Genomic DNA, 13542 nt, shown 5'->3' on the forward strand with positions numbered 1-13542 from the left:
GTTCCCGCGAGATTGTTCCTTAAAGAAAAACCATGCTGATCGACAAGGAGAATCACGGTGGACATGACACAAGCAGCGCTTGCGGTCATCGAACAACAAATCAAGGAATTGGATGCCATTGCCAAGGATACAAACGATACGTTGAATGCGGTGGCGGGACGCGAACGCGTAGCCAAATGGAAGGCGCGCACCGCTGACGCGCTGGCGCAACAAGTGAGCCAGCAAGAGGGCCAAGCTTTCTCCAAAGCCAATCCCGGCCCTTCCTTTACAAACGATTTGGTGGACGAATTCAACGACGAAGTGGACTTCTATCGCGTGCAATTGACGGCGTTGCGGACTCGCATGCAAAAGATCGGGCCGGGATAGACTTACGTTTTCATGTCTACGCCCCTCCCCCCGCCGCTCAAACGCTTCGGCCAAAACTTCCTGATTGATCACAATATCGTCCGCAAAATCGTGGATTTGGCGGCCATCCGCCCGGAAGAAACGGTCCTGGAAATCGGACCGGGTCGTGGCATTCTGACTCGTGCGCTCTGCGCGAAAGCGCGGCGTGTGATTGCCATCGAAATCGATCGCCAACTGGCGCAAGCACTGGCGGAGAGTCAGGTTGAGCATCAAGCACCCGTTGAAGCCGGCAATGCCGGCTCGGGCGACTTACCGCTTACTGCGGCCTGTCCCAACCTCGATCTCCGCATCGGGGATGCGCTGGAATTTGATTATGGGACTTTGCCGCCCGGCACGGTCGTCGTCGCCAATCTGCCCTATTACGTTTCGACCCCGCTCCTGTTTACATTGCTGGAATCATCGCGGTTGATTGATCGGCTGATTCTGATGCTGCAGACGGAAGTGGCCCAGCGGTTGGCGGCCAGACCGGGATCAAAAGAATATGGAGCATTGTCGGTGCTGACCCAGTACAGAGCAGCGGTGACGCTCGCCTTTCGTGTCTCCCCTCATTGCTTTCGCCCTAGACCCACGGTCGGATCGGCGGTGGTGCATCTCAGGATGAAGACGACCGGATTACTGGACGCCGGTAATGAACAACGCTTTGTGCAAGTGGTCCGTGCGGCCTTCGCGCATCGCCGGAAAACCGTGCTGAACTCGCTCCGCGACGAAGGCTATGCCGCGGATTCCGTTACGGCTGCTTTGAGCCGATGCGGTATCGCGGCGGATCGCCGCGCCGAAACGCTTTCACTGGACGATTATTTCAAGCTTGCCAGAACACTCGCGGCCCTCGAATTCTGAACGATGTATGGAGGTGCCAATGCCATAATCAGGACAGGCATCAGTATCCCGCTTCGTTCTCCGCGGTCTCGCCAAGCTGCTGTAGCTGGCAGAAATCCGGCTGCGGTTCCCCCCAGCCCCCACATCAGAATGCGGGGGTTTCTGATCAGTCGATGCCTGAAAGAGCAGCCATCGCCTGTCGGGCCTCGCTCAGATTTCTACTGCGCACATCAGTCTGGCTCGCCCGCAATGTCACTCCAGCGGGATACTGATGCCGAACCGACGCATATTGGGAACAACGGGGAGACACAGACGAGCTTAGGAGAGGCGGCTGACGAAGGGCGGGCCCTCCGGCGTCGCCATAATGCGATGAGCCGCAATGCCGATTGAATCCTTTTCAACTTGACGCGGGCTCCTATAAGGCTGCGCCGAAAACGTCGCAATGCCGTCACCCGCTCGCTTCTTGCGCCAGTGGACTGAATTTCCGCTATGGCGAGCGCCTCCGCGCCCATCCCTTCCAGCCGCCGAAGGCACACTGGTATTGCCAGCGCTACAGGCATCAGGGTCCTGCTTCGTTCTCCGCGGTCTCGCCAAGGTCCTGTAGAAAAGGGTCCGCCTTGGCTGACGAACGGCGCGCCCAGCCGGTGTTGGCGACGCCGGAGGGGCCAATATCTCACCCGCCCGTTTCCCCGGCGCGCCCGGCGCGCCTTTCCCGGCGTCAGCCGCCTATACCCTATTGCCTCACACTGTTCACAACCGCAGGTTCAGGAACAGCATCCTGCGACAACGACCGGCGATCGGTTTTCCGAGCGCATTGCGGCCGAGGCGTGCTGATGTGTGGAGCGAAGGACCGAGGGAGGTCCGACCGCCGGAGGCGGATCGGAAACTTCCGTCTTCTGAGATGGGGGCTGGGGGAACCGCGGCCAGGATTTAAGCCTTTTTCCGCCGTGGCTGGAACGGATGCGCGCAGAGGTTTGGCCGTGGCGCTAGAGATGGCAAGAAAAGCTGCGGCTGACAGCGGAGCCGTTCCGGTGGTCCCTAAGGCGAAGCGACGTAGCTTAATCTCTACGCGATGGTCCAGAGAGATGCATCGCATCACGGCCAACACCGGCTGCGCGCGCCGTTCGTCAGCCAAGGCTCCCGCTCTACAGGCAGTCAGGCGAGCCCGCACGAAATGATGCAGGATGCTGATGCCTGGTGACGATCTCGCCATCCTGAAGTCGCATCGCTGTTTGAAATGACCCTTTTCCTGTGCTAGCATGCCGACTTATGGGTGTATCCACCACGGCGAAGCGCGGTGACGCCCGCAGTACCTCCTCTCGCCCATCCCATGTACAGCGTGAAGTAATCGGGGTGCTCCTGATTACAGCCGGCCTGCTGATCCTGCTCAGCCTTCTGTCGTTTGTCCCGAGCGATACCAAGCTCCTGACCAGTTCCGGACCGGCCGCGGCCGCTCCGGCCAAGAATATGATCGGAACAGTAGGCGCCATGCTGGCCGCCACCATGTTTTTTCTCATCGGCGGCGGGGCCTATCTCTTTCCCGTGTTACTCGGGCTGTTGGGAGCGCGTTGTTTCACGCAGACCCCATTGACCGTACGCCTCCGCAATGCCGGCAGTTCGGTCGCAGCCGTCATCTTTCTGAGCGCCTTCTTGCACGTCGAAATAACCGGGGTGCCGACTCTATCGAGCGGGATGGTGAATCGCGGGATGGCGGGCGGCATCATCGGACAGACCTTGGCGGAGACCTTGCGGGCCTACTTTGCCAATACCGGCGCCCACATCATCATTCTGGCTGGATTCCTCATCGCTCTCCTCTTCACCGTGCCGGTTTCCGTCGGGACCTTATTACAACGAGTACCTGAATGGTGGGACAGGGTGAAAGACCGAATGGCGGCCTTGATTCCGGACTGGCCCGTTCCTTCAGCATCGGAGCCAAGACGAGCCAGGCCAAAAGCCGCCAGGCCCGCTCGCCCCGCGTTCACGGAGACACAGGCGGAGCCGGCACTCGAGGCCGTCGAGCGCGAACAGCCTCTTCTCGAACCGGCGGAAGATCTCCCGCGAATTCAGCCTTCTATTCGCATTGAGAAACGCCGGCCTCCCGAGTCGCCGCCGGAGCCGGACGTGGTCATGGCCCATCCCGTGTCCAAGGCGGGGTATATTCTCCCGGATTCCAACGAACTCCTGAGCGATCCGTCCGGTCCGCTGTCGAGACTGACGGAGGAGGAACTCAAGGCCCAATCTGAAATTCTGACGAAGGCGCTCAAGAGCTTTGCCGTTGACGGCCGAGTCACGGACGTGCGCCCCGGTCCCGTCGTGACGATGTATGAATATGAGCCGGCGCCCGGCACCAAGGTCGCGCGCATCGTCAATTTGGCGGACGATCTTGCCCTTGCCCTCAAAGCGATCAGCCTGCGGATCGTGGCCCCGCTGCCGGGCAAGTCGGTCGTCGGCATTGAAGTGCCGAATCCCCACCGGGAGACGGTCTCCTTCAAAGAGATCGTGATGAGCGACTCGTTCGCGCGCTCGCGGTCCAAGCTCGCGCTCGGGTTGGGTAAAGATATTTTCGGCGCGCCGGTGACGGCCGATTTGAAGACGATGCCGCATTTGCTGGTCGCGGGAGCGACCGGCGCCGGCAAGAGCGTGAGCCTCAATACGATGTTGCTGAGCATCCTGTTCAACGCCAGACCCGACGAGGTCAAACTGCTCTTGATCGATCCGAAGATGCTGGAGTTTCAAACGTACGAAGGCATTCCGCATTTGCTGCGGCCGGTCATCACCGATCCTAAGTCCGCGGCGCGGGGCCTCGCATGGGTCGTGCAGGAAATGGAACGGCGCTACAAATTGCTCGCCGAGGCGGGGGTGCGGAACATTGACGCCTACAACCGAAAAGTGGGCCACGCGCAAGGCGTTCTGCCGGATCCGTCGAAACCCCAACAGCCGGAATTGCCGATTCAATTTTTATCCGAGGAGGAACGGCTGTCCGCCGGGGAAACGACGGAAGGTCCCAGCATTACCGTGCCGGGCGGCTCAGCCCCGCCGACTCCGCCTGAACCCCTTCCTTATATAGTGGTGATGATCGACGAGCTCGCCGACCTCATGATGGTGGCCCCCAAAGATGTGGAGGATCGTATCGCCCGCCTGGCCCAGATGGCGAGGGCTTCGGGCATCCATTTGATTCTGGCGACGCAGCGCCCATCCGTCGATGTATTGACCGGCTTGATCAAAGCCAATTTTCCGGCCCGGATCGCGTTTCAAGTTTCTTCGAAAACGGACTCACGCACGATTCTCGATGCGAACGGCGCTGAAGCGCTGCTCGGTCGCGGCGACATGCTCTATCTCGCGTCTGGGACCGGGCGCCTTATGCGTCTGCACGGATCATTTGTCTCGGATGACGACGTCCGTCGCACGGTGGAGTTCGTCAAGAAACAATCATCGCCTTCCTATTCACAAGAACTCCAGTCGCTCAAACAGGAGGAAGCCGAAGAAGAGCAGGCGCGCGATGAGGTTTATGAGCAAGCAAAGGATCTGGTCTTGACTACGGGTCAAGCCTCCGCATCCTTGATTCAGCGCCGGCTCCGTGTCGGATATCCGAGGGCAGCCCGCATGATCGAACAGATGGAATCAGAAGGATTGGTCGGCGCGGCCGGGCGTGACGGCCGCCGCGAAGTCATCGGACGCCGTGGACCGGTCGGAGAGGAAGAAACATGAGAATGATGATGATGGACGGTTTCCGGCCGTGGCGCGTGTGTCTATTGTCGTTTATTTTATCCTGTTACTCGGGAGCACCCGGCTTGGATGTCGCACAGTCGGCGGACGAGGTCGTCGATGAAAAAGCCAATCACGAGGTCGCCGAGATCGTCAAAAAGATCCAGGCCAGGTATGAAAAGACCAAGGATCTGCAGGCCGAGTTTACGCAGAAGACCAGGATCGAGGGGTTTGCGACCCCGGTGCTCTCATCGGGACGGTTCTATATCAAAAAACCAGGCCTGCTGCGCTGGGATTACCGCGAGCCTTCCATCGAAGAAATCTATGTCAACAAAGATGATGTGCGGATGTACGTGCCGGAGCATAAACAGGTCCTGGTGGGGAAACTGACTCACATGGCGGCGTCGCAGGCGCCGCTCCAGCTGCTCCAAGGCGTGGGAAAGATCGACGAGGAGTTCGATGTGCAGCCGACGGGGCAGGAACGAGGAGCGGGCGGCATCCGACGAGTGACCCTCATCCCCAAACAGGGGCGTTCCGAGCCGGACCGCGCCGTGCAACGGATCGTCATCGAAGTACAGCCGAAAACCTATTTTCTCAAGACCATTGCCCTGCACGAGGTCACCGGGAACATTGCGACCTTTGAATTCGTCGATCTCAAATCCAACAGCGGATTGCCTGACGACCTGTTCGAATTTAAAACGCCGGCCGACGTGGAAGTCGTAAAGGCGCCGGTGCTGAGCCCGCCCTGACGGAAGGGCCGAATTATGAGTTATGAATTATAAGTTCTGAATGAGGGATAAGGGACTTCGGACTAGAAAGGGATCGCTATGATGACATCATCGACGACGCGGATCGGTGAGTCGGTCGACCAGGCGCTGGCAGCGCTGGACTTCGATCGGCTGCGGCAAGAGTATTGGGCGCAGAATGAATTTCTATACATCCCGTCGTTTTTGCCCCGCGATGTGGTGGAGAGCTGCCTGGTGCCCCAGGCGCAAAAACTCAAAAGCCATTTGAATCGCAATTACATTCCCGGACACAAGAAGGGCGGAAGCGTCAGCTATTACAGCGTTATCGAGAAGGCGCCTGCGTTTCTCGAATTCTATCGGTCTGACGCGTTTCGATCGTTTCTGAACCGTCTCACGAACGTGGATCTATTGCTCTGCCCCGACACCGACCCGCATTCCTGCGCGCTCTATTATTACACGGAGCCAGGCGATCATATCGGGTATCATTACGATACCTCCTATTACAAGGGCGCCCGTTACACCATTCTCGTGGGCCTGCTCGATCAATCACGGCAATGCCGGCTGGTCTGCGATCTCTATAAGGATGTGCCGAGCAAAGAACCCGTGCATCTGGAACTGGCGACCGCACCGGGCGATATGGTGATTTTCAACGGGGACAAGCTCTGGCATGCAGTCACCCCGCTCGGTGAACGGGAAGAGCGCATCGTCTTGACGATGGAATATGTCACGAACCCGGAAATGGGGGCATTCAAACGTTTGTACTCGAATTTGAAGGACTCATTCGCCTACTTCGGCTTACGGGCCGTATTCAAACGGCCTTCCCATCCCACTGCCGGATCGCGCTCCTGATCATCCGGTTCACACGATGAATTGGTCCTTGAAGATCGTATGGTGATCAACCGCATTCTTGAGCGACCGCAACAGTTCCTGCTTGGCCGCCGGCTTGACCAGATAATCGCGGACACCCGCCTTCATGAGATGAATGGCGAGTTCGACGTCCGGATAGCCGGTCAACACAATGATCGGGATCGACGGATATTGGGCGCGAAAGTAGGGAATCAGGTCGGTGCCATCTATTTTCGGCATACGGATATCGCATAGAATGGCGTCCACCATCAATGCATTGTCCCCTTCGCGAAGCACGGCAAGCGCCTCTTCTCCGTCGGCCGCTTCGATCACCTCCAGGCCTGCCTGCAAAAGACAGCGCCGGATCGGCATCCTGATCGACGCTTCGTCGTCAACCACCAGTACCCGACCTTCCCGCATGGCGAGAGGTCGAAAGATTTCTGCATGCGGCGTCAGTGTCATGATAGGGCCCTCCTACGCTCGCCGCCCGTTTGGCATCGACCGGCTCTCCTGGCTTCTTCCGGCGGCCGAACGCTCGCGGTCGACATCCAATATGGACAGGGCTTGTAACTTTACGCAACATCGGCCAACGGAAACCGAATGCGAAAGACCGTACCCTTTCCATCCTCGCTCTCAAGCGCAATCGTGCCTCCATACTTGGTCACGATTCTATGAACGATGCTCAGGCCGAGTCCGGTCCCTTTGCCCGGCTCCTTCGTGGTAAAGAATGGATCGAAGATTTTAGCCTGAATCGACTTGGGAATTCCGCATCCCGTATCGCCGATCGAAACGACGAGGGTCCCGCCTTCAACCGCGGTCGAAAGCCTCAATTCCCCTCGCCCGTTCATGGCTTGAGCCGCATTGCTGATCAGGTTCACAAAGACCTGATCGATCTCCGCCCTGCGGGCCCGCATGATGGCGGGTCCCATAAAATCGGTGACCACCGCCACGTAACCGAAGTGCGGACCGCGCCGGACCATTTTGACCGCCTCCGTCAATCGATCGGTGACATCCAATTCCGTCTGGCCGTCTCGTCCGGCTGCTCTTGCATAGCTGGCGAAATCACGCACCACATTGGAGACATGCCGCGCATAGTCCACGATGTCCGCCGCAAACTGCTTGATCTGCTGCGGATCCTCCTCCTCCTGAATCAGCTCGGCCATGCTGAGGATGGCTTGAGCGGGGTTATTGATCTCATGAGCCATCCCGGAAACCATGGTGCCGAGGCTCGCGAGCTTGTCGGTCTGCATCAGTTGCTCCTGAAAGTGCTTCTCCTCCGTGATGTCCCAGAGCACGATGCCGACTTCGTAACGGGGAGCTTGACGGTCCATTGAAACCGGAAACAGGCGGTATCGGAAGACACGTTTCCCTCCTTCGAACTCCCGATCGAGCGGCGGACGTTGCCCGGACAGCAGAACCTCGACGAAATCCTGCGTCAAGCGGTCCTTCGCGGAAGAGGATAAGGGCAGGCACGCCATAAGCGATCGACCAAGCAGCGGCGTGTCCGGCGTTCCAAAATACGTGGCGGCCAGTTCATTGGCGTACTGAACGACATGTCCCTCCCCGCACAGAAAAATGGCGCCAGGCAGACTGCCTAAAATACGTTGGGTTTCTTCATGGGCGTCGCGCAGCGCTCGGTCCGAGGACTCGCGCTCGATAAACTGGCCGATCTTCATGCCGATATCGGCCATGGTATGGAGCACACGGCGGTCGGATGGACGATGTTCATGGCTGAGCACCTCGATCACCCCGCATATGTCATCCCCGCTGCGAATGGGAAATGCGGCGGCTCCATGCAACCCGACCCGGGCTGCAGTCGGACTCCTGGTAAACCCGGCATCATTCCCAACGTCCGGCATCCAGACCGGTTCCCGGCCGAGCCAGGCTCGGCCGGGAAGATCAACGCCGGGTGGAAAGGCGGCGCCGCGACTGACGGCGCAGAATTCTTCGTCCTGGGACCACGGCTTGTGCCAAACCGATTCGCAGCGGAGAACATTCATACCGGTATCCATCCGCCAGTAGAGCGCCACGTCCCACTGTCCCAGTTCGGAACAGGCCTTGAGGAGCGACGGCATGGCGGCTTGCAGGCTTCTGGCTTCGGCAAGAATATGGCTGACCGTGAGCTGAGCCTGCTGGAGCGCATCCATTCGTTTTCGCCAGGCGATATCCTTGAACACCACCACGGCGCCCACCAGCCGGCCCTGCTCTCGAATCCCGCTCGTAACATATTCGGCGGGAAATGTCGTGCCGTCCTTCCGCGAAAAGGCCTCGTTCTGAATACGGTGGGTGGCGCCGTCTCTGATGGCGGAATAGACCGGACTCGTATCCTTGGTCGGGACGCTTTCCTCGGCCATCGAATGATACAGAACCGTATGCATGACTCGTCCGATGAGCTGCGACGGCTCCCACCCGAGCAGTTGTGCGCCCGTCGGATTAATAAATGTCACACGACCCTCCAGGTCCAAGCCAAAAATGCCTTCGCCGGCTGAATTGAGAATGAGCTGATTGTAGTGACTGAGACGGGCAACCGCTTCTTCCGCCCGCTTCCGCTCCGTGATGTCCCGTATGATGCCGCTGAAGAAGGTCCCTTCCTTGGTGGTCCAGCGGGCCAGCGACAATTCCAGGGGAAACTCAGTCCCCTCCTTTTTTAAACCCACCATTTCGATCGCTTTCCCGATCATCCGCGGCTCGCCTCCCTGAGCGAGCCGGCCCAGCCCCGCCTCATGGGCCGCGCGGAACCGCTCTGGCATCAGCATGCTGAGCGACCGGCCCAAGGCCTCATGCTGCGGATAGGCAAAGAGACGTTCGGCCGCCGCATTCCACCAGATAATGTGTCCCCCCTGGTCAGATAAGACGATCGCGTCGCTGGCGGATTCGACCAGGGCTCGGAATCGCTGTTCACTGGCCAACAAGGCTTGTTCGACATGTTCGGCACGGACGACCAGCCCTTTCACGGAGACGGCCCGGCGCAGGATGGCCGTGAGTTCCTGCTTGTTATAGGGCTTGGTGAGATAGGCGAACGCCCCCTTAACGAGCGAACCGATGGTATTCTCGGCGTTGGCGTGGCCGGTCAGGATGATGATCGGTAGATTGGGGTCCAACTCCATCATGACCTTCAGGACTGAGAGTCCGTCAAGATCAGGCAGTTGAATGTCCAAGAGGGCTGCGCTATAGCGCTCGCGCTTCACGCATTGCAGGGCCTCCGTGCCGTCGGGGACCGTCTGAACCCGGTACCCTTCATGGGCCAGCATGTCCCCCAGGGACTCTCGGATGTCGGGGTCGTCGTCGACGATCAAGATCGGTGTAGGCATACAACCTCACAAGATCAAAGTTCTTCGATGGGATAGCGCAATAGACGTGCCGTGCGCGATCGATCGCGGACTTGTGCGCCGGCTTTCGCAAGAGGGGGTAATTACGATTGATTTCGGCCTGGGCTTGAGAATGCCGGACTAGGGCCGAATGGACCGTATCGAAATGGATATAGCGCCGTTATCGAATCAGATACACCGGGGCATCAAGAGATACATCTGGAAAGCCTCCGGATACACCGGTGCTGCAGGACATTAGGGCCGGGGGGAATGGTCACCGGCATCGCAAGGAAGCGTGACTTGAAAACGGCAACCCGAACCGAGCGTGCTCTCCACACAGATTGTGCCGCCGTGCAATTCCAAGAGACTCTTCACGATGGCGAGACCCAGTCCCGCCCCCCGAGCATCGGTCGGAGCGGAATCCGCATGGTAGAATTTCTCAAACACCCGCTGGATCTGATGAGACGGGATGCCGCATCCGGTGTCGGCCACGCAAATCTGCACGGCGCCGGCTTGAGAGACATCCGTCGAGATCGAAACCCGTCCTCCGGCCGGCGTAAATTTGATTGCATTATGAACCAAGTTGATCAACACCTGGTTCAATTTGTCACGATCGCCCTTGATGTCTGGAAGAGGACGATGGTGTTGGACGTGAACAGTAATCCGTTTGTCCTGAGCCAGTTGCTCGAGGCTATCCACGACATCCAGGACCAATTCCCCAACGGATAACGACGAGACTTTCAGTCCCGCCCGCTTGGCCTCGATGCGCGATAAATCCAAGAGATCGTTGATCATCCGCGTCAGCCGCTCCATGTTGTATTTGATGCGCGCCAAATAGGCAGCCTGCTTCTCCGTCAATTCTCCGGCTATGCCTTCGAGCATATTCTCGACATAGCCCTTGATCGATGTCATGGGGGTCCGCAGCTCATGCGAGACTGTGGAAACGAAAAACGACTTCAATTGATCCAGTTCCTGTAGCCTGCTATTGGCACCCAGAAGCTCCTGGTTCACTTCTTCCAACGCCACGGTGCGTTCCTTGATCTTGGCTTCCAAGCCGATATTGAGTTCCTCAATCTGGCGGTAGGCCGCCGCATGATCCAACGCCACGGCCAGATGGTTCGCGACCGTCACCATCACTTCCAGATCTTCCTCATTGAGGGAGCGCTCCTGCAGCCGGTCCACCGTCAGCGACCCGATGATGCGGTCCTTTACCTTCAGCGGTACGGCGAGGAGCGTTCGGGCCCGGCTGAGCGTCGCCAATTGCTGCGTCAAGGGATGCAGGCGGGACCGCACCTCGTCGATATCCGCGATCAGAATCGGGACCCCTTGCACGAATAATTGCGCTTCGATACCGGCCGGATCACTGACCGGCGTCACCAGCGACCGGGCGAACGAAGCCACTTCATCCGGCACGCCGACCATGCGGGTATCATGGGCGACCCCTCGCACACTATCGTAAAACGAAATCATCACGCGATCGAAATGGAGATTGTCTTTAATCGAACGCAGCGCCTGCTCAATCAACGTTTCTCGTTCCAGCGTCGAACTGACCATCACACTGGTCTGATGGAGCAGGGTCAACTGGCTGACTTTATGCTTCAGATCGACGGCGACCTGTTCCTGCTCAAGGTATGCCTCTCGTAGTTCTTCATGCCTGTTGTCCGCCAACGCGATCTGCTCCTGCAGCACCGCCGTGGTCGCGCCGACCTTCCCGCGAAGGATGCGCGCCTGACTTGCCAACCAGCAGGCAATCCCTGGAAAGAGCGAAAGAAAACCGGCTTCGGGAAAAGCCAAGCCGGGATGGCGGAGGCGAAGGTAGGTGAAGATTACCCCGGACAAGGCGGCTCCGATCAGAATCCCGGGCAACGAACTCGGTTCCTGCGGAGTCCATGTGAATTCCCACTCGCAACAGTCATCCCCTTCGGAGACGCACGCGCGATCAGTGATGATGGCCGGCCTGAGCGAGTGGATCAGGTGAGGAAAGGCGCCCAGCGCCGCTTTAGAAGATTGGCAGATCAAATAGGCGCAGGCCTTTCGGTAACGCCCGAATTGTCGATACACATGATCGCTGTACTGCATTCGAAGGACCGCGGACCGGTCGGTAATGGCTCCAGTCGAAAAGAGAATGGACCCTTTCGCATACTTCTGACCGAAATGAGGGAACATCCGATAAATCTGCGCTACCGAGAAGGGACGGCCCAGGGTTTGAATGATCGGTGAAATGAGTTTTCGCTCGCCGACGTGGAACTGAAAATCACGGTCGCCCGAGATATCGACGCAGAATTCCCCGAGGTAGCACACAAACTCATATGAATAGCTGTTCCACACGTTCCTGAGGAAGTCGGGTGTCACATGATAGGCGCGATCGCCGATGCGTTCATTCAATCGTCTGCAGAGTTCCGCCACTGCTTCCCGGCCCGCCTCCGGCCCACGCGCCTCCCCCACGAGGTCTTCGAGATATTCCACATTGGCCAGAACCGTGACACCGCTCGCATCTCGGATCTTCCGTCCTTCGGCATCTACCCCGAACGGCCGAAATTCCATCATCCCCTTTTCGAGAATCCGGTGATGTTTCGAGAACAGCTCCGCGATGCTGTTATGCTCGTTGTCGGTCATAGCGGCCATAGGGGGTCGGCGTATTACGTCCTGATGCTTACAATACGATCCATGATCCTCTGATAGATCGCGCCAAGCCCCGGTTCCAAGTCGTCATTCCAGCTATAGTCGGGAATGCGCCAATTGATCTGCCCGAAATGATCGTACGGGATGGTTTCCGCATAGTCGCGTCCCTCATCATCCCATGGAAAATGCGAAGACCAGTCGGAGACCGCTCCGTCATTATTGCCTGCTTTCTCGGCCGGAGTTCCGAAAACGCGGATGAGATCGGAAGACGGCTTCAACAGGGATACGGAGCCTGACGGCAGCGCCCCTCCATATGCCACATACCTAATATGACGTCCAGCGCCGGACCGCGTCTGCTGCTCCGCCGCTGCAAGGCCGTCGTTGAAACCTTGCACTCCCTGTAACGTGAGGTCATGGAGTCCTCGTTTGAGCTCAGCGCGTGAAGTATGTTCGACCAGATTGCCTAACAAATGGCGGATGCACTCAAAATGATCGCGCGTAATACGGATGCGAGGGCCGGCAAACCAACCGAAGAAGTCGTGGAATTTGTTGTCGATCTCTTGGATCGCATGGTCGAGCTGATACAACCCGTCGGCCACGGACGGAATCACACCACGCAGGGCATAGGCGATATCGCCCAGCGACGTTCCGCGATGCGGCGTGGCGATCGTGGTCAGCGAATCGATTCGATCGGTGAGGCTCCCTTCGGCGATTACCCAACGGCCGTCCAAGCCGCCCATGCTGTGAGCGATGAGATGCACGCGGGTTGCCGAAGGCATCGTCTCCAATTGTGTCCTGATGGCATTCAGGAGACGCCGGCCGCGGACCGCGGCACTTTCCGAGACGGGCACCTGCGGGGCAATAATCGTGAGGGTGAGATCATCCCTATTCCCATACTGACGTTCAAGGAACGGCCTGAGCCCGGTATAGTAATCCAGTCGCATATCGCGTCCGGTGGCCTGGGTCCCCCATCCAAAAATCCCGTGGGCCAGCACCACCAGCAGTGGTCGCTTAGTCACCTCTCCACCCCTCTCTTTCCGCCGCAACGATACCGCTTATTCAGCGGCTATTATAGTAACAGCCTGACGATCAAC

General features: G+C 58.5%; 9 protein-coding genes. 5 read left to right on the plus strand and 4 right to left on the minus strand.

The window, feature by feature from the left end; translation table 11 throughout:
• The first annotated feature begins 57 nt into the window (after positions 1-57).
• The 5 genes from ACWGXE_RS19635 to ACWGXE_RS19655 all read left to right on the plus strand — a co-directional run bounded on the left by ACWGXE_RS19635 (position 58) and on the right by ACWGXE_RS19655 (position 6521).
• Entirely contained in the window at positions 58-366 is a 309-nt protein-coding gene (locus tag ACWGXE_RS19635) for a hypothetical protein (RefSeq protein WP_447599774.1), read from the plus strand.
• A 12-nt stretch (positions 367-378) separates the two neighbouring features.
• Positions 379-1242 carry a 16S rRNA (adenine(1518)-N(6)/adenine(1519)-N(6))-dimethyltransferase RsmA gene (gene rsmA, locus ACWGXE_RS19640; RefSeq protein ID WP_447599775.1) on the plus strand — a complete coding sequence of 288 codons (864 nt, stop codon included), beginning with the start codon at positions 379-381 and terminating at the stop codon, positions 1240-1242.
• A gap of 1248 nt (positions 1243-2490) precedes the next feature.
• Positions 2491-4929 (plus strand): DNA translocase FtsK, encoded by a 2439-nt coding sequence (locus ACWGXE_RS19645; RefSeq protein WP_447599777.1) that lies wholly within the window; start codon positions 2491-2493, stop codon positions 4927-4929.
• Positions 4926-5675 (plus strand): LolA family protein, encoded by a 750-nt coding sequence (locus ACWGXE_RS19650; RefSeq protein ID WP_447599778.1) that lies wholly within the window; start codon positions 4926-4928, stop codon positions 5673-5675. Before ACWGXE_RS19645 ends, ACWGXE_RS19650 begins: the two co-directional genes overlap by 4 nt.
• 78 nt (positions 5676-5753) lie before the next feature.
• Complete coding sequence (locus ACWGXE_RS19655) at positions 5754-6521, plus strand: 2OG-Fe(II) oxygenase (protein WP_447599779.1); 768 nt, start codon at positions 5754-5756, stop codon at positions 6519-6521.
• Between the two features lie 9 nt (positions 6522-6530).
• Here ACWGXE_RS19655 and ACWGXE_RS19660 read toward each other — a convergent pair whose 3' ends face one another.
• From ACWGXE_RS19660 to ACWGXE_RS19675, 4 genes are all read right to left on the minus strand, one after another.
• Positions 6531-6980, minus strand: coding sequence for a response regulator (locus ACWGXE_RS19660; protein WP_447599781.1), 450 nt, complete (start codon positions 6978-6980; stop codon positions 6531-6533).
• Positions 6981-7090: 110 nt separating this feature from the next.
• On the minus strand, positions 7091-9829 hold the full coding sequence (locus tag ACWGXE_RS19665) for a PAS domain S-box protein (protein WP_447599782.1): 2739 nt from the start codon (positions 9827-9829) through the stop codon (positions 7091-7093).
• Between the two features lie 252 nt (positions 9830-10081).
• Positions 10082-12451 carry a sensor histidine kinase gene (locus ACWGXE_RS19670; protein ID WP_447599783.1) on the minus strand — a complete coding sequence of 790 codons (2370 nt, stop codon included), beginning with the start codon at positions 12449-12451 and terminating at the stop codon, positions 10082-10084.
• Between the two features lie 14 nt (positions 12452-12465).
• Positions 12466-13467 (minus strand): PGAP1-like alpha/beta domain-containing protein, encoded by a 1002-nt coding sequence (locus ACWGXE_RS19675; RefSeq protein ID WP_447599784.1) that lies wholly within the window; start codon positions 13465-13467, stop codon positions 12466-12468.
• Positions 13468-13542 lie beyond the last annotated feature (75 nt).

The organism is Nitrospira sp. Nam80 (genome assembly GCF_965152575.1).